The 26748-nt window shown below is 38.5% G+C and carries 23 protein-coding genes; 15 read left to right on the plus strand and 8 right to left on the minus strand.

The window, feature by feature from the left end:
• Window positions 1-493 precede the first annotated feature (493 nt).
• Window positions 494-1429, minus strand: a complete 936-nt coding sequence (locus GGR10_RS05665; RefSeq protein WP_182480299.1) for an NAD(P)H-dependent glycerol-3-phosphate dehydrogenase — start codon at window positions 1427-1429, stop codon at window positions 494-496.
• A gap of 823 nt (window positions 1430-2252) precedes the next feature.
• On the opposite strand from GGR10_RS05665, the gene hisS reads away from it, so the two are divergent.
• Entirely contained in the window at window positions 2253-3755 is a 1503-nt protein-coding gene (gene hisS / locus GGR10_RS05670; protein ID WP_182480300.1) for a histidine--tRNA ligase, read from the plus strand.
• Between the two features lie 115 nt (window positions 3756-3870).
• On the opposite strand, the gene GGR10_RS05675 is transcribed toward hisS, so the two are convergent.
• Window positions 3871-4395: a peroxiredoxin gene (locus tag GGR10_RS05675; RefSeq protein WP_010704267.1), complete on the minus strand. Its 525-nt coding sequence runs from the start codon at window positions 4393-4395 to the stop codon at window positions 3871-3873.
• A 300-nt stretch (window positions 4396-4695) separates the two neighbouring features.
• Here GGR10_RS05675 and GGR10_RS05680 point away from each other — a divergent pair, with 300 nt between their 5' ends.
• Entirely contained in the window at window positions 4696-6336 is a 1641-nt protein-coding gene (locus tag GGR10_RS05680; RefSeq protein WP_182480301.1) for an alpha-D-glucose phosphate-specific phosphoglucomutase, read from the plus strand.
• 47 nt (window positions 6337-6383) lie between these two features.
• Here GGR10_RS05680 and fumC read toward each other — a convergent pair whose 3' ends face one another.
• Entirely contained in the window at window positions 6384-7772 is a 1389-nt protein-coding gene (gene fumC / locus GGR10_RS05685) for a class II fumarate hydratase (RefSeq protein ID WP_034990181.1), read from the minus strand.
• Between the two features lie 227 nt (window positions 7773-7999).
• On the opposite strand from fumC, the gene groES reads away from it, so the two are divergent.
• Both groES and groL read left to right on the plus strand, forming a co-directional pair.
• On the plus strand, window positions 8000-8296 hold the full coding sequence (groES, locus tag GGR10_RS05690) for a co-chaperone GroES (protein ID WP_010701621.1): 297 nt from the start codon (window positions 8000-8002) through the stop codon (window positions 8294-8296).
• 47 nt (window positions 8297-8343) lie between these two features.
• Window positions 8344-9987 (plus strand): chaperonin GroEL, encoded by a 1644-nt coding sequence (gene groL, locus GGR10_RS05695; RefSeq protein ID WP_010704263.1) that lies wholly within the window; start codon window positions 8344-8346, stop codon window positions 9985-9987.
• A 444-nt stretch (window positions 9988-10431) separates the two neighbouring features.
• Here the strand turns inward: groL and GGR10_RS05700 are convergent, their stop codons facing one another.
• From GGR10_RS05700 to murJ, 3 genes are all read right to left on the minus strand, one after another.
• Window positions 10432-11022 (minus strand): NifU family protein, encoded by a 591-nt coding sequence (locus GGR10_RS05700; RefSeq protein WP_010704262.1) that lies wholly within the window; start codon window positions 11020-11022, stop codon window positions 10432-10434.
• Window positions 11023-11489: 467 nt separating this feature from the next.
• Complete coding sequence (gene trpS / locus GGR10_RS05705) at window positions 11490-12575, minus strand: tryptophan--tRNA ligase (protein ID WP_182480302.1); 1086 nt, start codon at window positions 12573-12575, stop codon at window positions 11490-11492.
• Between the two features lie 78 nt (window positions 12576-12653).
• A complete protein-coding gene (gene murJ, locus GGR10_RS05710) occupies window positions 12654-14216 on the minus strand; it encodes a murein biosynthesis integral membrane protein MurJ (protein WP_182480303.1) in 1563 nt (520 codons plus the stop codon).
• A gap of 1203 nt (window positions 14217-15419) precedes the next feature.
• Here murJ and GGR10_RS05715 point away from each other — a divergent pair.
• The 5 genes from GGR10_RS05715 (at window position 15420) to GGR10_RS05735 (ending at window position 18980) form a co-directional block, all read left to right on the plus strand.
• The gene (locus GGR10_RS05715; protein WP_339379947.1) at window positions 15420-15716 is read left to right on the plus strand and encodes a helix-turn-helix domain-containing protein; all 297 of its coding nucleotides are present in this window, start codon (window positions 15420-15422) and stop codon (window positions 15714-15716) included.
• Between the two features lie 535 nt (window positions 15717-16251).
• Window positions 16252-16593, plus strand: coding sequence for a TrbC/VirB2 family protein (locus tag GGR10_RS05720; RefSeq protein WP_182480305.1), 342 nt, complete (start codon window positions 16252-16254; stop codon window positions 16591-16593).
• A 22-nt stretch (window positions 16594-16615) separates the two neighbouring features.
• Window positions 16616-16924 carry a conjugal transfer protein TrbD gene (gene trbD / locus GGR10_RS05725; RefSeq protein ID WP_182480306.1) on the plus strand — a complete coding sequence of 103 codons (309 nt, stop codon included), beginning with the start codon at window positions 16616-16618 and terminating at the stop codon, window positions 16922-16924.
• Between the two features lie 218 nt (window positions 16925-17142).
• Window positions 17143-17988: a TIGR01459 family HAD-type hydrolase gene (locus tag GGR10_RS05730; protein ID WP_182480307.1), complete on the plus strand. Its 846-nt coding sequence runs from the start codon at window positions 17143-17145 to the stop codon at window positions 17986-17988.
• The gene (locus tag GGR10_RS05735) at window positions 17988-18980 is read left to right on the plus strand and encodes a bifunctional riboflavin kinase/FAD synthetase (protein WP_182480308.1); all 993 of its coding nucleotides are present in this window, start codon (window positions 17988-17990) and stop codon (window positions 18978-18980) included. The genes GGR10_RS05730 and GGR10_RS05735 overlap by 1 nt, the downstream gene beginning before the upstream one ends.
• Before the next feature lie 232 nt (window positions 18981-19212).
• Here the strand turns inward: GGR10_RS05735 and GGR10_RS05740 are convergent, their stop codons facing one another.
• On the minus strand, window positions 19213-19545 hold the full coding sequence (locus tag GGR10_RS05740) for a protein tyrosine phosphatase family protein (protein WP_182480309.1): 333 nt from the start codon (window positions 19543-19545) through the stop codon (window positions 19213-19215).
• 1200 nt (window positions 19546-20745) lie between these two features.
• Between GGR10_RS05740 and flhA the strand changes: the two genes are divergently transcribed.
• From flhA to GGR10_RS05770, 6 genes are all read left to right on the plus strand, one after another.
• Window positions 20746-22782 carry a flagellar biosynthesis protein FlhA gene (gene flhA / locus GGR10_RS05745; RefSeq protein WP_246316869.1) on the plus strand — a complete coding sequence of 679 codons (2037 nt, stop codon included), beginning with the start codon at window positions 20746-20748 and terminating at the stop codon, window positions 22780-22782.
• Window positions 22782-23567: a flagellar biosynthesis protein FliR gene (fliR, locus tag GGR10_RS05750; protein WP_182480311.1), complete on the plus strand. Its 786-nt coding sequence runs from the start codon at window positions 22782-22784 to the stop codon at window positions 23565-23567. The genes flhA and fliR overlap by 1 nt, the downstream gene beginning before the upstream one ends.
• Before the next feature lies 1 nt (window position 23568).
• On the plus strand, window positions 23569-23961 hold the full coding sequence (locus GGR10_RS05755; protein ID WP_182480312.1) for a hypothetical protein: 393 nt from the start codon (window positions 23569-23571) through the stop codon (window positions 23959-23961).
• A gap of 413 nt (window positions 23962-24374) precedes the next feature.
• Complete coding sequence (locus tag GGR10_RS05760; RefSeq protein ID WP_153302003.1) at window positions 24375-24872, plus strand: rod-binding protein; 498 nt, start codon at window positions 24375-24377, stop codon at window positions 24870-24872.
• Between the two features lie 112 nt (window positions 24873-24984).
• A complete protein-coding gene (locus GGR10_RS05765; protein ID WP_078690118.1) occupies window positions 24985-25428 on the plus strand; it encodes a flagellar protein FlgN in 444 nt (147 codons plus the stop codon).
• Window positions 25425-25892, plus strand: a complete 468-nt coding sequence (locus GGR10_RS05770) for a hypothetical protein (protein WP_010704249.1) — start codon at window positions 25425-25427, stop codon at window positions 25890-25892. Before GGR10_RS05765 ends, GGR10_RS05770 begins: the two co-directional genes overlap by 4 nt.
• Window positions 25893-26241: 349 nt before the next feature.
• On the opposite strand, the gene GGR10_RS05775 is transcribed toward GGR10_RS05770, so the two are convergent.
• Window positions 26242-26667, minus strand: a complete 426-nt coding sequence (locus tag GGR10_RS05775; protein WP_182480313.1) for a hypothetical protein — start codon at window positions 26665-26667, stop codon at window positions 26242-26244.
• Window positions 26668-26748: the final 81 nt, after the last annotated feature.

The following is a 26748-nucleotide window of genomic DNA, read 5'->3' on the forward strand; positions in this document are numbered from 1 at the left end:
TTGGTTATCGTGCATATTACACTAGGACAATAAAAACACTTATGAAAAAAGAAAAGGCTTTCTTGTCAGATCTTACTTACTTCTGACAGCTGGAATATGGCTAAACACTAACGCTTAAGTAATGTGTATAGTCACTCTGTTTTTAGCTAATTCGCGCTTGTATCATGCAAAAATGTTAGATGATAAAATAAACTCTTCTCTAATGATAAAGTGTATAAAAAACTTTTACATTGAATATTCTTTAATATTCTTTGTTAGAGGTCGAGAATACGCTTAAATAATTTTTTCAAATGGGGTGAATTTTTGTAATAGACTTAAGTATAGAAAAAATATTTATATATTACCAAAGAGACTAGATAGATAGGTCTTATCAGTACTGTTATTGCAACTGTATGTGGCTATTATGGTGCCAAAAGCCGTAAACATTGCTGCCTACTTTTAAAGTTTTGCTTAAAATTGAATAAAATTTCTTTGTTAGAACGTTATTTAAAGTTCACTTTTTCATCAAAGTTCTCATACTTTCTAAAGGGTTTTTGCCTTGAATGATTTTTTGAACTTCTGTAGCGATAGGTGCATAAATTCCTTCTCTTTGAGCAATTTGAGTAATTGCGTTAGAAGTTTTAATACCTTCTGCTACTTCGCCTAGATCGTTTAGAATGTTTTGCAAAGGTTTGTTTTGCGCTAATCCTAACCCAACACGGTAATTTCTGGAAAGAAGGGAATTTGCTGTTAAGAACAGGTCACCTGCACCAGACAGCCCTAAGAAAGTTTGCATTTTTGCACCAAAATGTTCTGCAAATTGATACATTTCTACAAGTCCACGCGATAGGAGAGATGCTTTAGCATTTTGACCTAATTGCAATCCGTCACAAATTCCACCCGCTATGGCAATGACATTTTTATATGCACTTGCCACTTCTCCACCAATGATGTCATTTTCAATATAGGGTTTGATAAAGTCAGGCATTCTACTTGCAAATTCTTGAGCAAGGATAAAATTATGCGAATGAATAGTTAAGGCACATGGGAGAGCGAGAATGATTTCTTTAGCAAAGCTTGGACCTGCTAAAAAACAAAGATTTTCTGGAGCAATAAAATCTTTGGCAATTTGACTGACAAATGCTCCACTATTTTCTTCAATTCCCTTGCTTGTGATGAGTATTTTTGAGTCTTTTTTCAAAGGTGTGTGAGCAAACCATTCTCTTAAAGCTTGCACACTGATAGCAATGACAAAAAGTGTAGAATCTAAACTCTCGTCTAAGGAACATTGTGAAATGATTGAATGAGAATTGTGACTCAATATTTTGTTTAAAGGGTCTAGTGCAGGGGTGATATTACGTCTTGAAACAATGCAGACTTCATTTTTATGTGCAAAAGCAAATGCAAGAGCTCTTCCCCAAATTCCACCACCAAAAATTGTTATTTTCATGTTATTCCTTAAGTCTTTTAAAGACGACATTTCATCTCATACATTGCCAAACGCATCTTTTAAGATAGGGAGAATATGTGTTTTCTTAAGTTAAAAAAGGACGTTTTTATACGATGAATAGTGTTTTTTGAATGGCTGTCAATATTGATTAAAAGAGTCTGGTATTATTGTTTTCTTGAGAAAAGGCGGGTTTTATTTAGTTTGCGTTGTTTTTTACCAAAGTTTCATCACTTTAAAACACTTTCTAATTTGATTAAGGTGCATCTTCTCTTTGCGTATTGATGTAAAAAAGTTTCTTAAGACAAAAAGAATTTCTTAAAACGGTAGTAAGGCACTATAGCCATAAACATCTATCGTTTGAAGTTTTGCCACAAATCTAGGAAGTCTTTGATGAAAATGAGATCGATTTAATGATACCTGTTTGTTGGGAAAAGCAACATGATAGCAACATGATAGCAACGTGATTGGCAGGTAATAAAAAGGGGTGACGGTGTATACTACCACAAGGCAGTATAAAATTACTGCGGTGTCTATTTTGAATTGCAATAGCATCTTACACAAATGTGAGGTTATGCGTGAACATAAAGAAACAACAAATGAGAAACAATATAGCTAAACCTTGGCATATATTGGGTGATGCTTTGGTGTGCGGGTAGAAACTGATGATAATGGGGGTATATTCTTTTGTTAGGTTAAAATCAGATCATTGTCTATAACCACAGGTTATATAAAGTCTTGCAGCGTTCATTTCGATAAGTTAGACATGATCGTTCGTGAAAACACAGAGTTATGCGTAAATATACATTGCTGAATAGAGAAACATATGTCTACGAAACAAAAAAAAACTAAAGCGCGTTTACCACGGGGATTAATTGATCGTAAAGGTATAGAGTTACAGGCGCTTGAAACAATGACGGCTCAGATACGTGAAGTTTATGAACTTTATGGTTTTGAAGCGCTTGAAACACCGATTTTTGAATATACAGATGCGCTTGGAAAGTCTTTGCCTGATGTAGATCGCCCGAATGCAGGTGTTTTTTCTTTACAAGATGATGACGAACAGTGGATGTCTTTGCGCTATGATCTCACAGCGCCTCTTGCTCGTTATGTTGCTGAGAATTTTGAAGTTTTACCAAAACCTTATCGTAGCTATCGTATTGGACCTGTTTTTCGTAACGACAAGCCGGGGCCAGGACGCTTTCGTCAATTTATGCAGTTGGATGCTGATATTGTAGGAGCATCTACAGTGGCTGCTGATGCAGAAGTCTGCATGATGGCAGCAGATGTTTTAGACAAATTAGGACTTGAGCGCCGTGAATATGTCATTCGTGTGAGTAATCGGAAAATTTTGGATGCTGTTTTAGAGCAGATTGGTTTGGGGGGAGATGAACAGGCTAACAAACGCTTAATTGTTTTTAGAGCAATCGATAAGCTTGATCGACTTGGTTTGAAAGGAGTGAAGTTGCTTTTGGGGGAGGGTCGTTTGGATGAAAGCGGTGACTTCACGAAAGGAGCAGGGTTAACTGATGACCAGATTAATGCTATCCTTAATTTTTTGTATATGAGCAGTGAAACTGCAGAAGGAAGAATACAGAAACTCAAGACAATGATTGGTCATCATCCTCGTGGGTGTGAAGGGATTCGCGAACTTGAGGAAATGCAAGAAATTTTTGACGTCAATGGTTATCAGAAATGCATAAAGATTGATCCGTCAGTTGTGCGAGGGTTGGATTATTATACGGGGCCTGTTTTTGAAGCTGAATTGCTTTTTCATGTTTTTGATAATTATGGGCAAAGGATTATCTTTGGATCTATTGGTGGGGGTGGGCGCTATGATGGGTTGGTCGCACGCTTTCGTAATGACAACGTTCCCGCAACGGGTTTTTCACTTGGTTTGTCACGCTTAATGGTAGCTTTGCGCAGCTATGGAAAATTGCATTTGGAAGAAAAAACAGGCCCGGTTGTGGTGTTGGTAATGGATCAAGAGCCAGGCAGTGTTGCGCGTTATCAGAACATGGTGAAGCAATTGCGCAATGCAGGCATTCGCTCTGAAGTATATTTAGGGGAGTCGGGTATTAAAGCACAAATGAAGTATGCGGATCGGCGCCGTGCACCTTGTGTGGTGATTCAAGGGTCACAAGAACGCCAGTACAGGGAGGTTCAGATTAAAGATTTGGTGGAAGGTGCACGTTTAGCTAATGAAATTGAAGATAATCAAACATGGCGTGAAAGTCGCCCAGCGCAAATAACCGTTAAAGAAGATCAAATGGTTGAAGAAGTGAAGGCCATTTTGGAAGCTCAAAAAGAAGACGTTTTTCCTTTTTGACGGTTCTATACAGGTCTACAAAAACAGCACAAATTCCTTAAAGGCGGTTTGTGCTGTTTTAATGTGCATTTTAAAAAATGTGATCTTCTTTAAAGAAGTGATCTTTGTTTAACACTTAACCTTGAAGTGCTTTTAAGATATGTTGTGGTGATGAGACTTCGTATGGGTCTGTTGGGCAATTATCTGAATAGCCTTTTTCTTCAAACCACTGTTCAATAACCCCATCATTAATGACCGCTGCATAGCGCCATGAGCGCATTCCAAAGCCAAGGTTGTCTTTAGCAACGAGCATTCCCATTTTACGGGTAAATTCCCCAGAACCATCAGGGATCAATTTCACATTTTTAATGCCTTGCTTTTGACCCCAAGCATTCATCACGAAGGAATCATTAACAGAAAGGCAGTAAATTTCATCAATACCGACTTTTTTAAATTCGTCATAAAGTTTTTCAAAATCAGGAAGCTGAAAGGTTGAACAAGTGGGTGTAAACGCTCCCGGGAGAGAAAAAAGAATAACCCGTTTCCCTTTAAAGTAAGTGTCACTATTGACATCTTGCCACCGATAAGGATTATCCCCGCCGACTGATTCATCCCGTACACGTGTGTGGAAAGTTACGTTGGGAACTTGTTTTTTTATCATAATTACGCTCCTATAAGCCTTTTGGGATTGTGTTGCAAAAACGGTTTTTGTTTTTCAACGACGAATGTTGGAAGTGTAGTAGATTGTGATAAATTTGCAAGTATTTCATGCTTGGCAAAAAGGTTGAATGAAAGCTGCTCGAATAGGTAGCCCCTTAAATAAAAAGGGCTGCAGGGGGGGCGATCATTTAACTAAAAAGGTGGTGTGGGAAGTTTCTGTGTAAGATAAGCTATTTGATGAGACGCTGATTGTAGCAGATGTTCCCTTTCAAGTTGAGAAAATAGTAGGAAGGTTATTTTTATGATCGTCAACACTGTTTTGACAACAGCTTTTCATGATCAAAAACTGGGAACATCTGGTTTACGCAAAAAGGTATCTGTGTTCCAACAGCCCCATTATGTTGAAAATTTTATTCAGTCCATTTTTAACAGTGTTGGACCTCTTGAGGGAAAATTATTCATCCTTGGTGGGGATGGGCGCTATTTAAACGACAGCCTTATTCAGCTTGTGTTAAAAATGGCGGCTGCAAATGGTGTGGGCTGTGTTAAGGTGGGAAGAGGGGGCATTTTATCGACACCTGCTGTGTCGCACCTTATTCGCAAATATCATGCACATGGTGGGATTATTTTATCAGCAAGCCACAATCCTGGCGGTGTGAATGGTGATTGTGGTATAAAATATAATATTTCCAATGGTGGCCCGGCACCTGATTATTTGTGTGATGCTATTTTTGCAGCATCGCAACATCTTTCTTCTTATAAAATTGTTGAAGCTCCAGACATTGATTTAGAAACACAAGGGCGAAGTTTTATTGGCTCCATGCAGGTAGATGTTATCGACCCTGTGGCAGATTATGCTGCTTTAATGGAAGAGCTTTTTGATTTTGACTGCATTTTTCAAGCAGTGAAAAAGGGCTTAACCTTGCGGTTTGATGCTATGCACGCAGTTACAGGGCCTTATGCGCAAGAGATTTTTGAAAAGCGCTTAAACTTTCCTCAAGGAACAGTGGTCAATAAAACCCCTTTACCAGATTTTGGGGGCTCTCATCCTGACCCTAATTTGGTGCATGCAAAGGACCTTTATCGTTTGCTCATGTCTGATCAAGGGCCTGATCTTGGGCCTGATCTTGGCGCTGCTTCTGATGGTGATGGTGATCGCAATCTCATTATTGGTCGCAAACAATTTATCACGCCTTCTGATTCACTGGCTATTATGGCAGAACATGCGCACCTGATTAAAGGGTATCGCCAGGGCATTGTTGGAATTGCACGCTCAATGCCAACAGGGCGTGCTGCTGACCTTGTGGCACAAGAAAAGGGGATCAATCTTTTTGAAACGCCAACGGGATGGAAATTTTTTGGTACGCTTTTAGATGCCGGAAAAGTTACCTTATGTGGTGAGGAAAGCTTTGGAACAGGCTCACACCATGTGCGCGAAAAAGATGGTTTATGGGCCGTATTGTTTTGGCTAAATCTTTTGGCTCTAACAGGGCAAACAGCGGCACAAATTGTACAAAAACACTGGCACAAATATGGGCGTTTTTATTATTCACGTTATGATTATGAAAATGTTGAAGCACAAAAAGCTTATATGATGATGGAACATGTGCGCACATTGTTGCCCTTAGCAGGGGCAAAAATTGCCGGGTTAACTGTGACACACTGTGATGATTTTGCCTACCATGACCCCATTGATGATAGTATAAGTGCAGGGCAAGGGGTGCGGGTGTTTTTTGAAAATGGGGCACGACTGGTCGTGCGTTTATCTGGAACAGGAACGGGGGGAGCAACTGTACGCATTTATCTGGAACAGTATGAAAGCGACCCCCGCAAATATACTCAAGATCTGCAAAAAGTACTTCAACCTTTATTTCTAGCAGCACTTGAATTGTTAAAAATAAAAGACTATTTGGGCCGTGAACGACCCGATATTATAACGTGAAACTGTCATTCATCATGACATCAATTCATCCATAACATAAAATAGCCTTATTGTGAGTGGATCATCTTCTTTGGATCAACCAGTCGGTCGTAGTCAGCTTCAGTAATTCCGGCTTTTAAAGCTTCTTCCCGTAAGGTTGTTCCATTTTTATGGGCTGTTTTAGCAATATCAGCAGCTTTTTCGTAACCAATTTCTGGCGCAAGCGCTGTAACGAGCATGAGAGAACGCTCAAGAAGAGACTGGATATGATCTGTATTAGCACGCAACCCTTTGATGCAGTTAGTATCAAAGGAACGCATAGAGTCACCAAGAAGTGAGAGAGACTGCAAAACATTATAACCAATAACAGGCTTAAAGGCATTGAGTTCAAAATGGCCCTGGCTTGCAGCAAATGTCACACTCGTCTGGTTTCCAAAGACTTGGCAGGCAACCATGCTTAAAGCTTCGCATTGGGTGGGGTTGACTTTTCCTGGCATAATGGAAGAACCAGGTTCATTTTCTGGCAAGCTCAATTCGCCTAAGCCTGAGCGTGGTCCTGATCCTAAGAAACGAATATCATTTGCAATTTTAAACAAATCAGCTGCCAGTGCATTTAAGCTTCCGTGGAAATTGGCAAGGGCCCCATGGTGAGCGAGAGCTTCAAATTTGTTGTTGGCGGTTGTGAAAGTTACTCCTGTAAGTGGACTAATTGTTTCAGCAAATGCAACATCAAATCCTTTTGGTGCATTAAGGCCTGTTCCAACGGCAGTTCCCCCTTGCGCAAGCATTTGAACATCAATAAGAGCCATTTCAATGCGTTGGCGGTTGGCTTCTAGCGCAGCACGGTAGCCTGAAAATTCTTGCCCTAAAGTAAGCGGGGTGGCATCTTGCGTGTGCGTGCGCCCCAATTTTATGATGTCTGCAAATTCTTCTTCTTTTGTTTGAAGACTGGCAATAAGAGTATCAAGAATTGGAAAAAAATGTTGGCGTGTTTGCAGTGTGGTGGCAATATGAAGCGCTGTTGGAAAAGAATCGTTTGACGATTGGCTCATATTCACGTGGTCATTAGGGTGCACGGGTGCTTTGCTGCCAAGCGTTCCACCCAAAAGCACGCTAGCGCGATTGGCGATCACTTCATTGACATTCATATTGCTTTGTGTGCCAGACCCTGTTTGCCAAACAGCGAGGGGGAAATGTGTATCAAATGCACCAGAAAGCACTTCATCAGCAGCAGTGACAATCGCTTGCCCTATGTCTTGCGAGAGTTTCCCTTTTTGCATATTCACAAGAGCTGCTGTTTTTTTGATAAGACTTAAAGCATAAATCAATGAAAGAGGCTGTTTTTCTGAGCCAATATTGAAATTATGTCGAGAACGTTCTGTTTGTGCTCCCCAATAACGGTCATGAGGAACCGAAACTGTCCCCAAACTATCGGTTTCTTGGCGTGTTTTAACCATCATAAAATCCCTTAATATATATATTCATTAGTTTAGTAAAAGATAAGCATTTTTTGACCAGAATCAAAGAGCCAATTAGAATCAATGTAAAATGAATTATTTTATTTAGAATCCTTGACATTATGGATCAATATTTTTATATAAAATTTGTTACTAGCACTCACCACTAGAGAGTGCTAATAAAATTTAAGATTAATCAGTTATACTAAGTTTTAAGGGTTTAAAACATGGCTAACACACAATTCCGCCCACTTCACGATCGTGTTGTCGTTCGTCGGGTTGAATCTGAAAATAAAACCGCTGGTGGGATTATCATCCCCGATACAGCAAAGGAAAAACCTCAGGAAGGTGAGGTAATCGCTGTTGGCAATGGCGCTCTTGATAATAATGGAAAGCGCGTGCCTCTCGAAGTTAAAGCAGGAGACCGCATCTTATTTGGGAAATGGTCTGGAACCGAAGTAAAAATTAATGGTGAAGAACTCTTAATCATGAAAGAATCCGACATTATGGGGATTTTGGGTTAATCCATTCTCTCAATTTGTTTCGTTTATTATATCCAAGGAGAAATTAAATGGCTGCTAAAGAAGTCAAATTTGGCCGTGAAGCACGTGAGCGCTTGGTGCGCGGTGTTGATATCCTTGCTAATGCTGTTAAGGTAACACTCGGTCCTAAAGGCCGTAATGTGGTGATTGACAAATCATTTGGTGCACCTCGTATCACGAAGGATGGTGTGTCCGTTGCAAAAGAAGTCGAGCTGGAAGATAAGTTCGAAAATATGGGCGCACAGATGTTGCGTGAAGTTGCTTCAAAGACCAACGATATTGCTGGTGATGGAACAACAACAGCAACTGTTTTGGGTCAAGCTATTGTGCAAGAAGGTGTAAAAGCTGTTGCTGCTGGTATGAACCCAATGGATCTCAAGCGTGGGATCGATTCTGCTGTTGCAGAAGTTGTTGAAAGCCTTTTCAAAAAAGCGAAAAAAATCCAAACTTCTGCTGAAATAGCGCAAGTAGGAACGATTTCTGCTAATGGTGCTTCAGAAATTGGTAAAATCATTGCTGATGCTATGGACAAAGTTGGCAATGAAGGTGTTATCACTGTGGAAGAAGCAAAAACTGCTGAAACGGAATTAGAAGTCGTTGAAGGTATGCAGTTTGATCGTGGGTACCTTTCACCTTATTTTGTCACAAATGCTGAAAAAATGGTGGCTGATCTCGACGATCCTTACATCCTTATTCATGAAAAGAAATTGTCTAATCTTCAATCCTTGCTTCCTGTTCTTGAGGCTGTTGTTCAGTCTGGTAAGCCTCTTCTCATTATTGCTGAAGATGTGGAAGGTGAAGCTTTGGCAACGCTTGTGGTTAATAAACTGCGTGGTGGTTTGAAGATTTGTGCTGTTAAAGCACCAGGCTTTGGTGACCGCCGTAAAGCAATGTTAGAAGATATTGCAATTTTGACATCAGGTCAGGTTATTTCTGAAGATGTTGGCATTAAGCTTGAAAATGTCACTTTAGATATGCTAGGCCGTGCAAAGAAAGTGCATATTTCTAAAGAGAACACAACCATCGTTGATGGCTCTGGACAAAAAGCGCAAATCAGTGCTCGTGTAAGCCAGATTAAAGCACAGATCGAAGAAACAACTTCTGACTATGACCGCGAAAAACTGCAAGAAAGACTTGCTAAACTTGCTGGTGGTGTTGCCGTTATTCGTGTTGGTGGTGCAACAGAAGTTGAAGTGAAAGAAAAGAAAGACCGTGTTGATGATGCCTTGAACGCAACGCGTGCAGCGGTGGAAGAAGGTATTGTTGCTGGTGGTGGAACTGCACTCTTGCGGGCTGCAAACGCAATTACTGTTAAAGGAAGCAATGCAGACCAAGAAGCTGGTATTAATATTGTCCGTCGTGCTCTACAAGCTCCAGCACGCCAAATTGCGACTAATGCCGGTGAAGAAGCAGCAATTATTGTTGGCAAAGTGCTTGAAAATAATTCAGACACTTTTGGTTACAACACTGCAACAGGTCAATTTGGTGATTTGATTTCTTTGGGGATCGTTGACCCAGTTAAAGTTGTGCGTTCAGCTTTGCAAAATGCTGCATCAATTGCCAGCCTTCTTATCACCACAGAAGCAATGGTTGCTGAACTTCCGAAAAAAGAAACTCCAATGCCTCCAATGGGTGGCGGCGGAATGGGTGGAATGGGCGGAATGGATTTCTAAGCTCCTTAAACCCATAGGTAAAAAGAAACGGGCCATTTTGGCCCGTTTTTTATTGTGTTTTGAAAGTCTTACAAGTGTTTTAAAGCCTCATGAAGCATGTATATTACAAGGTATTCTTATACCTTGAAGCATTGTTGTATTTACAACTTTATATTTCACGCGCTTTTGGTGATCTTTGTATAATGTCTTTATATAACGCAGACTTTCGTGTGGTGCAGACTTCTTTTGTGTAATGCAAGCCTATTGGTCTTCTTTAACTGCCTGTCTGTTCTCCTGCTATATTTTTTGTGCTGATAGGTTGCAACAGTTTGCGATACATAAATAGCAAGTTCCCATAGCTTTTAAAAAATGATTTTCAGCAAATGATTGGTATGGGATATTTGTACAAGATGGCTTTTTTCTATTTGCTTGTTTCTATTTGCTTGGGTGGGGGTACTTTCAAATTTATAGAATAACATCTTGTGGCATGGCTTCAACGCCTAAAACTTCTGGAATGAAATGGCGCAAAAGGTTTTCAATTCCGTGTTTGAGCGTGGCTGTTGAGGATGGGCACCCAGCGCACGCACCGCGCATATTTAAATAAACGATACCGTCTTCAAAACCACGAAAAGTAATATCCCCACCATCATTGGCAACAGCTGGGCGAACACGTGTTTCAAGAATCTCTTTAATTGTCATGACAATATCTGCATCTTTTTCGTCATAAAATTCTTCATACGCTTCAGGTGCTTGTGTTTGGAGAGTGGCATCATTGATAACAGTTGGGTCATTGGAAAGAAAATGTTCCATAATTGTGCCCAAGATCGCTGGTTTGAGATGCTGCCATTCCCCGTCATTTTTTGTTACAGCAATGAAATCATGTCCTAACAAGACACTGCTGACATTGGGAATTGTAAACAGTTTAGCAGCAAGAGGTGAATTTTGATCAGCTTCTTTGCTGTTATGAAACTCTAACACACCTTTGGCAAGGACCACGCGGCCTGGTAAAAATTTAAGTGTTGCAGGGTTTGGTGTGGTTTCAGTTTGAATAAACATATATTATCCTTTTGTTGCGTAAGCTTTAAGGAAACAATTAACGCAAAAAAAATTTAAATATTGATATAATCGTTTCAATATTTTTATTCCAAAAAATCGTTTAGAAGCACGATAATGGTAAAAACACCTTCTATTGACGATTAATGATTTAAATAAGCTCACCTATTTTATGTTATCATGAAGAAGGTAAAACATGGTAGCGATATCTTGATGCTTGTTAATCAATTTGCAAATTTTATCCGTTTTTGAATTTGCATGCATAAGCAGTTTTATTAAAAGAACTGCTTTTAAAGGTTTAAAATGCACGTTATCAAGCATTTGTTCCTTCATGAATAATATATATTTGCACTTGAAGATATGGGGGCACTTAACCTAACAAAGGGCAACAAGGGGTATTGTTTGCATCAAGCGTGGTTTAGTTTGCACTTGGCATCGGCTGTATTTTTTCAATCAAAACTTATTGTTTATCAATGATATAAAAAGCCAACAATTTCACGAACGTGTTTCATTGTATTTTCAGCCAATAGGCTAGCACGCTCAGCCCCATCACGCAAAACAGAATCAATATAAGCATTATCTTGATGAAGACGGCGTAATTCTTGCGTAATTGGTGCCAATTTATGGACGATAAGATCAGCTAAAGTCGCTTTAAAAAGCGAAAATTGTTGACCTGAAAACTCTAAAAGCGCCTTCTCTTTACTGATTTGCGCAAAGGCTGCATAAATACCAAGTAAATTGTCAACTTCTGGACGCCCTTCTAGAGCAGTAAGCTCATCGGGAAGGGGGGCGGAGTCTGTTTTTGCTTTGCGTATTTTTTGAACGATAAGATCAGCATCATCAGTTAAATTAATTCGTGAAAAATCTGAAGGATCTGATTTTGACATTTTCTTTGTGCCATCACGTAAAGACATAATGCGCATGCCCGTATCACCAAGAAGAGCTTCTGGTATTGGGAAAAAGCCTTGTTCTTTGTTTTCTCCCTCTTGTATGGGTTCTCCCTCTTGTATGGGGATGCCAACATTTAAATGTGCAATCCGCTCAGCGTAATCATGATTAAATTTTTGCGCAATATCACGTGTGAGTTCAATATGCTGCTTTTGATCTTCTCCTACTGGAACATGTGTTGCACGGTAGAGCAAAATGTCAGCAGCCATAAGGCTTGGGTAGGCAAAAAGCCCAACAGATGCTTGCTCACGGTTTTTTCCAGCTTTATCTTTAAACTGTGTCATCCGTTGGAGCCAACCGATGCGGGCAATACAGTTAAAGATCCACGCTAATTCAGCATGTTGAAAAACCCGTGATTGGTTGAATACAATATGTTTTTGTGGGTCAATACCAGCAGCTAAAAAGGCTGCTGTAACTGCACGGGTTGAGCTTTCTAAGGTGAGTGGGTCAGGGTTAACGGTTAATGCATGCATATCCACAACACAATAAAGGCATGTATAAGATGCTTGCAGTTCAACCCAGCGCTTAATTGCACCTAGGTAATTACCAAGATGCAAATTGCCACTTGGTTGCACACCAGAAAAGACGAGGGATGCGCAAGTGTCCATAAGAATAAGCCTTTCTTAATGATGTTATGTGTTGCTTTTGTTTTGGTAAAGCTTCTTTTTTGAAAGTCAAATAGGATATTATAGGTGCTGTTTCAAATTTTTACGTAAAAAAGGGAAATAGCTCATGCCAAGGGAAAAGCAGATGATACAATAAAACAATAGAATAGAGAAAATTAAACCTGCTAAAGTTCCTATTCGCAAGAAAAGTGGTGCTTGTGAAGATAAAGGAAAAGATAGAAACCCGAGTGCATAATACAAAGCTGCAGCCATTAAGAGAATGGCAACAATCAAGCACCCAACCCACTTGATAAGCTGCATATCACATTTCCAATAACCGCGTTTGATAAGAGTGCTACAAAGCAAAAGTGTGTTAACCCACCCAGAGGTAATTTCTGCAATCACAATGCCACGTGCTGACAAAAGCGGAAATAATGTGAGCGCTAAACCGATATTGATCAAAACACAAATGCCTGCAAAAATCATGGGTGTTTTTGTATCTTCATGGGCAAAAAAGTTTGGAATGAAGACCTTTATGAGCACAAAAGCTGGAAGCCCTAATCCATAAAGTTCAAGCAGGTGTGCAACAGTGTGTGTTGATTGGCTTGTAAATTGACCACGCTCAAAGAAAAGGCTGACAATGGGGTTGGATATCAAAAAAAAGAGGATCGATGCCGGTAAGGTTAAAAACAGGGTAAATGCAATGGCATAGTTTTGCAAATAATTGGCTTCTTTGTTATTTTTATTGCGGAAGGCTTTTGTTAACTCAGGTAAAAGAACAGTCGCAACAGCAATACCAACAATACCTAATGGTAATTGATAAAGGCGGTCAGCATAAACCAAAGAAGAAACAGCACCTGGGTGGCTAGATGCAATATTGGTATTGATCAATAAATTGATTTGCGTAATTCCCCCCGTAATGGCAGCGGGAAATGCCAGGGTTAAAAGCTGGCGAACATTGGGGCTCAGATAAGGAAGACGTAGGGAAATTTTCATCCCACTTTGACGCAAAGCAACTGCAATTAAAGTAAGTTGAAGAAGGCCGGCAACCATAACCCCCCAGGAAAGGTTTAGCCCAATCTGCCAAGCATCAAGTTGAAATATCCAAGCATAGGCGAGCACACCGATCATCACAATATTTAAAAAGACGGGGGCAACAGCTGCAACAAAATAACGTTGTAATGCATTGAGCATTCCCCCCATCATGGCTGCTAAAGACATGCACGCTAAATAGGGAAACATAATTGCAGTGAAACGAATTGTAGCCTCAAATTTTGTTGCATCTTCTGCAAACCCTGGTGCAATTACAGTACGCACCAAAAAAGGCATACTTACTTCTATAGCAATGGTTAAAAGTAAGAGTAGCGAGAACAAAACACCAAAAACCTCTTCTGCAAATTTGCGTGCATTTTCAGTTCCATTTTCAGTAATTTTTTTTGAAAACAGGGGAACAAAGGCTGCGTTAAAAGCACCTTCAGCAAAAAGACGGCGAAATGTGTTTGGAAAACGAAAAGCTGCGTTGAAAGCGTCAGCAGCAGGACCTGTACCAAAAGAAGCTGCCATGAGTATTTCACGCACAAAACCAAAAAGACGACTTGTGCAAGTTCCAGAAGCAACAGTTATAAATTTTTTAATTAAGCTCATAAAGATATATTATGTTTGGAAAACAAAAATAGAGTTTGAAAAAAGCAAAAATCACGAAGGATCATGCAAATATTATCACTCATGTTAGTCTCATAGTATTTTATGACGGTGTTTGCCCTTTCTGTCAATAAAATGCATCAAAGTTACATACATCAAAGTTATTTGAGTGATATTTGCTCCACTTCAGTTATAGATTTTATCATTCCTCTTCAATTGATCTATAAACATAACAAAAGACAATAAGAGCAATATTTGATGCCTTTTTAAAATATCCCTTTTAAAATTTTAAAATCTTATGCTGGTGTTAGTCGCATTCTTATCAGTTGCTTTTCTTCCTAAACTTTATGGTGGCATGACACACTCTTAATACGTTCCAGCATCTCCTGGTTATGAGCTTATACTTTTCCAATAAATGAGAGCTCACTTTATTCATTTACACATCATTCAAAATAAGGGGCTTTCTGCCTCTCAATTAAGGACAACCTCTGTAGGTTGAAAACTGTTTTTATTGCCAATTTTTTGAAATCACTTTATGAGTTAAAAAGTGTGTTGATCGTATACGCGGCAATCAAAAAGGGATTCAAAAAAAACCCTAAAATTCAAGTGCAAAGATTAACCCTCTCTATGGTTTTCCCCGCGATTCCGGGAGTTTTTGTGATGTCCAGGTGCTATAGCACTAAAAGCAAAAAAGCTGACTCGAATTCAGTGTTTTTAGACTCCCGGAATACCAATGCGAGGGCGCTTGCTACCCGGCAGGGGGGGTGACCTAGAAGTGCAAAAAACATGAATGCATCATTATTCTTTACTTTATTCGTACATCATTCAAAATGAGAGGCTTTCTGCCTTTCGTTGAAAAACCTCTGTAAGCTGAAAAACTATTTTATTGCCAATTTTCTGAAAATACTTTATAAATTAAAAGGTGTATTGGTCGTGTACGCGGCGATCAAGAGGGATTCAAAACCCCTTACAATTCGAGCACAGAAATTAACCCATTATTATATGGGGTTCCCGGAATTCCGGGAGTTTTTGTGATGTCCAGGTGCTATGGCACTAAAAGCAAAAAAACTGACTCGAATTCAGTGTTTTGACTCCCGGAATACCAATGCGAGGGCGCTCGCTACCCGGCGGGGGGTTGATCTAGAAGTGCAAAAAAATCCTCATAATGATATTTTTGTAGGCAAAAAAATCCGATATAGAAGAAGAATGTTGGGAATGTCTCAAAAAACATTGGCTCATCATTTAGGTATAAGCTTTCAACAAATCCAAAAATACGAAAAAGGATTAAATCGTGTAGGAGCTGGACGGTTGAAAGACATTGCTGATATATTTGATGTTCCTATTTCCTTTTTTTACCCTGATGCCACAACAAAAGAAGGTGGTGTGCACCATCATGATGAAATCATATCGAGCAAAGAAGAATATCTGCTTTTAAAAAGTTTTAGAGTTCTTACATCAGTAAAACAGAAAGCAATTTTAGAATTAATTTCTGATCAGAAGTAAAACTTTTTAAATTATAATATAGCGCTACACTTTCTCATAAGTATTCATGAGAACTTCTAAAAACTCCTCATGGCGATAACAGTTCTGTTTAGCCATGGCCATGATGCAAAAATGATTAATGGCAACCATGCTGCTCTTTAATATTGAGTTCTAATATTGATCTGTGCATCATCTGGCTTATTCATGGTTTAAAAAGGCAGATGCAAATTTGGGTTTACCGGTCTCTTGAAATGTTAGTTATGCTTAGATGCAAGCTTGAAGTTAACATGTATATCTATAACCATAACGATGAGAAGATTTGTGGAAAAAAATTACTTAAGAGTTATGTATGGTGATGTAAAACGTAAGGAATTCCGGGCAGAGGGTATCTCAAAATATTTGTGCTGTTAAATCAGATGTGGCCCTTAAAGTGGAAGCATCAAGGTATATATGATTGAAATGGTGAAGCTGTTTCGGTTTATATAGCCTATATACTCTTGTTTCTTAGGTGTCATAGTGATACTCAATTTATTTTAATTTGTTAAAGGCATAAGTCATGCAATTATCTCCAATTTATTTTAAAAATAATCCATATAATCAAATTACAATTCTCTTTACTTTAGGCATTGTCTTTCTGTTGTTTTTCATTTTAGGAGATTCCGCTTATGCTGCTGGTGCACCAGTTGGATTACCATGGGAAACACCTTTAAAAAGAATTATGAGATTAATATCAGGACCTATCTCTTTTGGTGTTTCTTTAGTTGCTATACTTATTGGTGGAATTGTTTTAGTTTTTGGTGGTGAGATTAACAGACTTGTAAAGTGGACTGCTCGTGTAGTTTTTGTTGTCAGTGTAGTCGTTTTTATCAACGCGCTCTTTGCAGGTGCTCTCTTGTAAATATGGTGATTGGAGAAATGCAATGGATGAAGAGTTAAGATGTACGCCCATATATCGTTTTCTTTACGAGCCTAAGCTAATTATGGGAGTAGAGCGCGAACCAGTGCTGATTTTAACGCTTTTAATTGGCGTTTTTATTATTTCAGCAATGAGCATTGTTGCAACAATTATTGGCATGTGTATTTGGTTGATTGGCCTTTATGTGCTACGCAAGATGGCAAAAATTGATCCTATGTTGTTTCGCGTTTACATTCATTACTTGCGTTATCAGCGTTATTATCCAGCTCGCTCAAGCCCTTTTCGGGTTGCACGATCAAAATGGCCTTATTAGATGTTTTAATTAAAACATTCTCGTTTTAGTCTGGGCTCGGTTTCCGATTTTTTAATTTTGCCATCTTAATTGATGAGAGCTAAAATTATCCTCAAAAATTTAATTGGTTTTTGGGGTGAGAATATGGTGGCTTAAGAAAGCAGATGACAAAAAAATGATCTTGCGATAAGAAGTTTAGAAAATAAAAAGCGGGCACAATATAATATAAATAGATAATCATGAAAGAACTCACCTATATTGATCCTATAATTACCCATTATGATGCTGTATTTTGTGATGTTTGGGGGGTTGTGCACAATGGTGTGCACGTTTTTGATTCAGCTGTGAAAGTCTTGCAGAAAATGCGCAAGATGGGGAAAAGCGTTGTTTTGCTCACCAATTCACCCCGACCACGTGAAGATGTTATAGCCCAATTGCAAAGGCTGAAGGTTGCCAGTGATTGTTATGATGCAATTGTCACTTCAGGTGATGTAACGCGTGATCTTATTTTGAGTGCACCGCAGAAAATCTTTTTTATTGGTCCGCAACGTGATTTGGCTTTGTTTAAAGGGTTAGCATGTGAGCTGGTTGAAGAAGAGGAAGCTGGTGCGGTGGTTTGCAGTGGCTTTTTTGAAGATTTTGGGGAAACGCCACAGGCTTATGAAGGTATGTTACAGCGCCTACAAGAACGGGGTTTGCCTTTTATTTGTGCCAATCCTGATATTACCGTTCATTGTGGCAATCAAACATTGTGGTGCGCTGGTGCATTGGCGCAGCTTTACCAACATTTAGGCGGTGAGGTTCGTATTGCGGGTAAACCCCATGCACCTATTTATGAATGTGCTTTTGAAAAGCTAAAAAACATCCGCGGGACAATAGAAAAAAGTCGGATTTTAGCTATTGGAGATGGCATTTTGACCGATGTTAAAGGCGCTATCGATTTTGGTATTGATGTCCTTTATATTCTGGGTGGGATCCATTGTCATGACTATACGCACAATGGTGTGATCAATAAAGAAGCTTTGCACTCTTTTCTTGACCATTATGGTTATCAGCCACAAGCGATGATGTGGGCGCTTCAATAATGGATAATTTTTTGCGTCTTCAAGGGCACACAGAGATTCCTGAAGTTTTACGTGGTGCAGTTTTAGCTATTGGGAATTTTGATGGTGTTCATCGTGGTCACCAAGCGGTGTTGCAAAAAGCGCTAGATTTAGCACATGTAAAAAACAAGCCAGCTCTTGTGTTGACATTTGAGCCACATCCAAGAAGTTTTTTTCAAGGTTCAGATTATGTTGATCGTTTGACACCGGCAACTGAAAAAGCCGAAATCTTCAAAATTTTGGGTTTTCATGGTGTTGTTGAAGAGCCTTTTGATGCACAGTTTGCTGCTCTTTCAGCTGATGAATTTATTAGCGTTGTTTTAAAACAAGCTTTTGATGTTTGTGTTGTGGTAACGGGGGATAATTTTCACTTTGGTCGAAAAAGAAGTGGAAATGCGCAGTTTTTGCGTCAAAAAGGGGAAGAGTGCGGTTTTGAAGTTGTTCAAATTCCTTCTTTATGCACCCTACAGGGGGAAAAAATTTCTTCTAGTTTTATTCGTCAGCTTTTATCACAAGGGCAGGTGGAAAAAGCAGCTCATTTATTAGGGTACCATTATCGTGTACGCTCAAAAGTTATACATGGTGAAAAGCTTGGTCGGTCTTTGGGTTTTCCTACTGCCAATCAAGTGTTGCCTTCCCAAACAAGTTTAGCACATGGTGTTTATGCAGTGCGATTGCGCCGTTTAAATGGTGTTTTGCATGATGGTGTTGCAAGTTTTGGCTGTCGCCCGACAGTTGTTGATGGTGGAGCACCACTTTTAGAAACTTATTTGTTTGATTTTACTGGCGATCTTTATGATGAAAACTGTACAGTTTCTTTTTTGCAGTTTTTACGAGGGCAAAAAAAGTTTGATGGACTAGAGCCTTTGAAAAAACAAATGCAATACGATGAAAATGAAACAAAAACGATTTTAAAGACAATTCAACCGCTTTCATTATTAGATCAGCTGCTGACTTTTAAAAAAACATCATAATCCGATCTAAAAAAGAAAAAAGAATCGCAAAAATAGAACTTAAGCTGATTATGAGAATAAAAATATATTCCAAAACGTCATGAAAAAGGTGAAGTTTTCGTTTATGAGTGGGGGAATCGGCGGTTTGAAGATCAGATTTTATCATTGTTTTTGTCGCTTTTTAGATAGCCTCATATTTTTAATAATAAGAAAGTTTAATGTTTGTTTCTTTCTGTTTTATTAAAACACAAGGTTAAATAATACGCGCTAAAGAGCAAAGGTGAATTGAGCGTGTGCCATAACAGCAATAAGCGAGAAGAGGAAGTGGTGCTGTTTTTAAAATTGTTTGCATAGCTTCAATGTGAGATTTTTCTATAACCGAAGGTGTAATAGGAATATAATGAGCTTGTATTCCATATTGATGAGCGGCTGCTTGAATGGTGGCAAAATCAGGCTGGTCAGGCTCTTCTTGATCGGGCCTGTTGCAGACAATAGTTTTAAATCCAGTTTTTGCGAGCGTTCTAATGTTTGCAACGCTGATTTGGGCACTAACAAAAATACCATCTTCAATTTGCTGCAACTTCATTTTTGTTTATCCTTGTTGAGTATAACTGCTTTGGTGCACTATTTTATGCTGCTCTCTTGTTTTGTGCCTTTAAATAGGCAGTATGATTAAATAAACAGTGTGATAAATGAAATTTTTATGAACGGCTTGAGTTTAACAAAAATTTATAGCCTGTCTAGAAAGATGAAAAGCTTCAAACGGCATTAATGGTATAAAGTGAATGGTATAAAGTGGCTGCCAATTTAGTTTTATAAATTATCGTTAATGTCTTATAAAAAGTAACCTGCTGAAGTCAGATCAAACTTAGTGATCAGGTGTTTTTATTGTGAGATCAATTGATAAAGACGTTGTTATAAAAATGCTTAAATCTTTAAAAGGGTAATATTGAGATAAGAGTTACTTATTAAGAATTACTTGTAAAAAAACAGGCTTTGAAAAAACAGGTCGCTCTTAAAATACCTTAGTAACAAAAATTTTTACACAAATTTTTAAGGCAGTAATTACGTATCAATAATACAACTTAACCAAAAAAATACACTTCCCTCTTCTTAATTTTTGTGAACTACTTTTTAAATTCTATGTACTTTCTTTGCTTGGTATATAACACCCTTATTTAACTGCTCAAAATAGCTCAGATTTTGCTATGGATGTAAAGAGCTTATAGATGAGCCTCTCTCAATGAGACTTTATTGAATACCAAGCACCAAAGCTAAAACAATAATGGCATTGGCACTAATAATCAGTGTCGAATAAAGCATAGCAGTTTTTACAATATCAGTCATAACAAACCTCTCATTGTTTTTAGAAACCTTTCACGGTTTCTTATTGTGTCCAATGTATATTCACACAATGTTACAAGCTGTAATATACGCTGATATCAAACATTCGGCAAGCTTAAAAATTTTTTTTGGGTTAGGGGTGGGTAGGTGTGCTTTATGTTATGGTTTATAGGGGGTAAAAGGTTTGTTATAGTGATGTGTAAATTTTAAAATATGTAAAAATTGTGTAGCCACGACCCCATTAATTGTGTAGTTACAACATCATTTTCACACAAGCTTTGTCACTTAAAGTTTGTGAGAAAAAATGCGCTAAAGAGTTTTTTAAAGTTCTTTTGGCAAAGGGGGTTGAATGTAATTGTTTAAGGAGAAAAGTGTGCAGCGTAGTCCGGGTACCCATATTGGAGACCAAAATCAATTTTCTGGTCGAGATATTGCGTTTGCGATGGGAATTATCATTATTCTCACGGTTCTCTTTTTACCTGTTCCTGCCTTTATTTTAGATTTGGGGCTTTCCTTTTCCATTGCATTTTCTGTTTTGATTTTAATGGTTTCGTTGTGGATTCAGCGGCCACTTGATTTTTCAGCTTTTCCAACAGTTTTGTTGATTACAACCTTATTGCGCTTATCCCTTAATATTGCGACAACTCGTGTTATTTTAACCCATGGTGATGAAGGCTATAAAGCCGCAGGAAATGTGATTCACGGTTTTTCGCAATTTGTGATGGGGGGGGATTTTGTTATTGGTCTTGTTGTTTTTGCCATTGTTATTATCGTCAATTTTTTGGTGATCACCAAAGGTGCAACGCGTATTGCTGAAGTGGGTGCACGTTTTACTCTGGATGCTATTCCAGGAAAGCAAATGGCTATTGATGCTGATCTTTCATCAGGCCTTATTGATGAGAAAGAAGCGCAGCGTCGCCGTCATGAGCTTGAAGAGGAAAGTTCCTTTTTTGGGGCAATGGATGGTGCATCAAAATTTGTGCGTGGTGATGCTATTGCCGGGCTTATTATTACGGCTGTTAATATTGTTGGGGGTATTATTATTGGTGTTACACGCCATGGAATGACATTATCTGGTGCGGCTGATGTTTTTACTAAACTTTCAGTGGGTGATGGTCTTGTTACACAGATACCGGCTTTGATTGTTTCTTTGGCGGCAGGTCTTTTGGTTTCTAAAGGGGGTACCCGTGGTTCAGCTGAAAAGGCTGTTTTGGGGCAACTTGGAAGGTATCCCAAAGCGCTCTTTGTATCTTCTCTTCTTTTATTTATGTTAGGGTTGATGCCTGGTCTGCCAGCTGTTCCTTTTATTCTTTTGTCTTTGCTTATGGCTTCGATTGGTTATTCTATTCCACATCGCTTGCGCAAAGAATCTCTTGCACAGGAAGCACAGTTGGCACAAGATGCGCAAAAGGCTCATCAAGAAGAAAGCCAGTCGCTTAAAGCATCGCTTGAAACGGTGCGTGTTGAAATTGCCATGGGCAAGCAATTGTCTAAACATTTATTATCCAAAAAGGTTGAGTTGGCTGACCGTGTTGCAAAAATGCGCCGTAAATTTGCGCAAGAATATGGTTTTGTTATTCCTGAAATACAGATATCAGATGATTATAAAGTGCCGGCAAAAAGCTATTGGATCAAATTATATGGTACGGTTGTGGCATCTTACGAAATGCGCATAGGTGAGGTTCTCATTATGCCGGGCAATAAACCTATTCCCAATATTCCAGGTGAGCAGGTATGTGAGCCGGCTTTTGGTATGCGTGCTTTTGCAACCTCAGAAACATTTCGCTCTGAATTGATGCGTGAAGGTTATATGGCGGTGGATAATCTTTCAGTATTATTAACCCATTTAAGTGAAGTTTTACGCAATAATTTAGCGCAATTATTTTCTTATAAAGATATGCGCATTCTTCTAGAACGTTTGGGGGGCGAATATCGTAAATTGTTAGAAGAAATTTGTCCTGCACATCTTTCTTATTCTGGTTTACAGGCGGTTTTAAAACTTTTATTATCAGAACGTGTCTCCATTCGTAGCTTAAATCTTATTTTAGAAGCGGTGGCTGAAATTGCACCCCATGTGCGACGTTCTGATTTGATTGCTGAGCATGTGCGGTTGCGTTTATCGCAGCAAATTTGTGGTGACTTGTCTGAAGGCGGTGTACTACAGGTTTTACGGATGGGAAGTTACTGGGACCTTGCTTTCCACAAATCTTTAAAACGTGATGCAAAGGGTGAAATTATTGAATTTGATATGGATCCCGTTGAACTTGAAAAATTTGGAACCGAGGCAACAGCTATCATTCGCCAATATATGGAAAAAGCGGTACGTTTTGTGCTGATCACATCGCCTGAAGCGCGGCCTTATGTTCGCATGATTATGGAACGCCTTTTCTCGACATTGCCTGTTCTTTCTCATGCAGAAATTGCTCGTGGTGTTGAAGTTAAAACATTAGGAGTTATCTCTTTACAGGAGAAGAGTTGATGTCATTGACGTCTTTATTACCTGTGACGTCTTTACCAATTGACCAGTTGGTTATCATCGCCATGTTAGTTTTTGCACGGGTAGGGGCTTGTTTGATGCTTATGCCAGGCATATCAAGTCTACGTATTCCCATGAATTTTCGTTTATTGCTTGCTATTGCTTTTTCATTTGTGATGCTTCCTTTGGTTGTTGATTTTTTTAAAGAACTTGGTGATAAGCCTGATATTGCAGTCCTTACACGCGCTTTGTTTTCTGAAATGCTTATTGGGGCTAGTTTGGGGGTTATTGCTCATGTTTATCTGTGGGCGTTACAATTTATGGCGACAATTATTGCCATGTCTATGGGATATTCAGGTCAACCTGGCCATAGTGTGATTGACTCAATGCCAGAAACTCAAATTGCGCATTTGTTTGTTTTGGCGGCTGTCATGCTTTTTTTTGCAAGTGATTTACATATGGTGACTATTCGTGGCCTTTTAGCTTCTTATGATGTTGTTTCACCATCTTTTATTCCAAATCCAGAAGCCGCTTTGATTGATTATCGTGATGTTTTGTCGCGAGCATTTTTAACCACACTATCTATTGCAGCGCCTTTTATTACTTATGCGATTTTAATCAATATTGGGATTGGATTGGTCAATAAATTAACACCTACCATTCCGGTTTATTTTATTTCATTGCCTTTTGTTGTCGCAGGGGGGGTGTTTTTACTTTATTTCTTGATACCAGAGCTTTTACATTTTTTCAGTTTAGAGCTTCAAGATTGGCTCAATAGGGGACCTTAAAATGCAAAAGGGCAAACGCTACCGTAAGCTTCTCAAGATACAAAGTTTTATGAAAACTTATCATAAGATTGAATTGGAAGGTTTACACAATGACCTTTCTGCTTGTGAAGAGGAGACGCGGGCACTTTTTTCCTTAATGGAAAAAGAAAAAACTCCTGATTTTTTAGATGCCAGTTTTTTAGCACGGCGCTTACAACGTATAGCTAAAACAGAAAAACATCTTCAGGGACAAATTGTACAAAAAAAACAAATTGTGCATGAAGCTTCTAGCCGTTTGCAACGATTAGAAGAAAAGTGTAAAGAGGTTAAAGTTATAGAAGAACGTCAACAATTTAGTAATATGCTTGAAGATTATATTACAGATAAAATGATAAAAGACGTCAGTTTGACATAAGTTTGGTGCTTTATAGTGCTTAAATGTTATAGGGTTTACTTTATTTTTTACAGCTATTGAAAGAATAAAAAAAATCCTATCTTTGTAGAAAATATGCATTACAAAGAAAAACGAGTTTAAAAAGAGGCAGCATATGGTACTTTAGTTGCTTTACATAATGTTCTTATAGTGATCCACGCGGGGTGATTTATTTAAACATTGTGTTTTGTTTAAAAATACATTATGTGCAAAAGCTCTGCACACGCAAGCTGCTTCGTGCACGAAGAGTAATTTTGCTCAAGCGAATACAAACCGTTTCTATGAAATTAGAGAGAAACATATATTAGAGAAACATACATTATTGTCAAATTTAAGACGAAACTTAAAAATTTAAAACAAAGAAAAGCGAATGGTAGTTAATAAAGGGGAAGCTCATGGCTATTCAGCCACCTTCAGATATTGTTCTTGATGTTGCGCGCGCAGCTGACCCAGTTGAATATCGCGCTTCTGTTGAAAAATTGCGTGATTTACGCAACACAGCACGCACACAAACTGTTGCACACCAAGAAAATAATTTTGCTCAACTCGTGCACGCTGATTACACAAACTCACATACCGTAACACAACACGAACTTCAGCAAGTACACATAAAACCGCACAGCGTAGAAAACAAAAATACTGAAGCCTTTAAAAACTTTGAAGCCTTTATACTGCAGACTTTTGTTGAAAATATGTTCACAACTGAGATGCAATCCATTTTTGGAAAGGGGCAAGCAGGGCAAATTTGGAAATTTATGATGGCTGAACAATTAGCTAAAGAATTTGCTACGTCTGGAGGAATTGGCATTGCGCAAATGTTGATTTCTGAACAGGCTAAGAAAGAAGAGGGGTCATATAATGGAGAGAGAAATAGAATAAATGCTACCCATTAAAGACGCTGTTTATCATTAGTGCGGTCGTTCATAAAATGAGCTGATCTGGCACGTTAATACCGAACACAAACTATTTAATATGACAATTAAAATACCATAAAGGGGAATAAAAATGTCTGTAGCGCAATGTGATGATGAAAATGTTGCATTAAAAACAAAAGTTCTCAACAATGATCTGATTGGTCGTGATTGGGCAATAACAAAATTTATGGCTGCCGTTAAAGGGCTGACAGAAGTGGTTGATTATGAAAGCAATATGCTTGAAAGCCACGGTGTTCCAGATTATGAAGAGGTTAATTTACGTAAAACACGTGGTCTGCGTGATCTTAATCAGTCGATGAAAGATGTTATGCGGTATTTGGACCAAGATGTTGAAAATAAAATAGAAAGTTTACTATCTGATTTACAGGGAAAATTACAGCGCAATAGTGAATTGCTTCAAGTGCATTTAGAAGCTGTTAAGGAACTTTCTCAAATTATGCAAACAGTTGCTCGCGCTGAAGAAACAGATGGAACTTATGATCCTGTTTTAGTTAATGCTGGAAGCCGCAAATGATTAAAATGATTGCGATGGGGGTATGGGGTTGTTTGGTGGCTCTTGGCACTTTAATGCTGAGTGTCAAAGTGAATGCTGTAAACCCCGATATTTCAGAAGCATCTGCTCCCGTTGTAGAAGAGGTTAGTTCTGGTCAGACAGAAGTCATCAGTGTTCCCATTTTAGTTGAGGGAGTTGTCCAGGGTTATATAATTTCACAATTAACTTATCTTATAGATAAGAAAGTTGAGAAAGATGTGTCCCTTCCTTTAAGTGTATTGATTAATGATGCTATTTTTAAGTGTTTTTGGGACAGTTATTCAGATGTGCGTGCTGTCGAGAAGATAAAATTTGAGACGGTTAAAAAACAGATTATAGATGAGGTTAATCAGCATTTTCCAACGCCTGTCGTGAAAGATTTGCTTGTGAAACAGTTTAATTATCTTCCAGCTGATCAAATACGCGATATGAAACATACGGGATAGAAATATTTAAATTTATGGTATGAGGAGTTTTTTTGAAGCATAAAGTTTTCAAAAAGTTGTACTTTAGAAAAGGTTTTTTGAAAGACTTCTATGGAAGTTATTAGTGCTAGAAAATTGTTTTTATATTAAATATGTCCACCTTAATAAGATCCACGCGGGGTGAGGAGGGGACATTACAAAAAGAGCCTCTTATTTTGTTATCAAATAGAGAGGCTTATTTGTATAATAACATTTAGCATCTTTGCTTTTTTTCTTACACTCTTCTTATTTTTCTTGCACCCTTCTTATTTTTAAGGTGTGGTGCTTTAATCCACAATACAGTTCGTATTTTAATGAGGCAGTGCATATTTTAGTGGGTAAGTCTTTTTTGTATTCGTGCATTATTGAGTGCATTCATCAAATTACTGGTATTTGTTTCTTCATCGGATGGGTTTTCAAAAATGCACTTATCCAATTCAACTCCAAATTCTTCTGATGACATGATGAGCCGGAAAAAGGCTTGTACGCCTTCATTTGAAAATTCCATATGAAGCAAGATTTTTGGTGTAGTGTTCCAATCTAATTCATAACTGGCATTACGCGCAAAACGCATGGTATTGGGGTAAAAACGCAATTCTGTAGCGCTTTCAATCAGTTCGGAAAGATGGTTGAAACGCTCTGTGTGGATGCAGGCAATGAAGTCACCCACATCGATCAATCGTAATTCTGGAATAAATTGCGCTACCTGTTTTGCCAGAAACATTTCACGGATTTCAGTTATATAATTTTTTTTCATCGTATGACTTTATGTTATTTATTGTTTTGGTATTTTAAAGTTTATATTAATTTGGTGTTGAATTTTGAAAAAAGTTGCAAA

It is taken from the genome of Bartonella chomelii (assembly GCF_014138465.1).
GTDB lineage: Bacteria > Pseudomonadota > Alphaproteobacteria > Rhizobiales > Rhizobiaceae > Bartonella > Bartonella schoenbuchensis.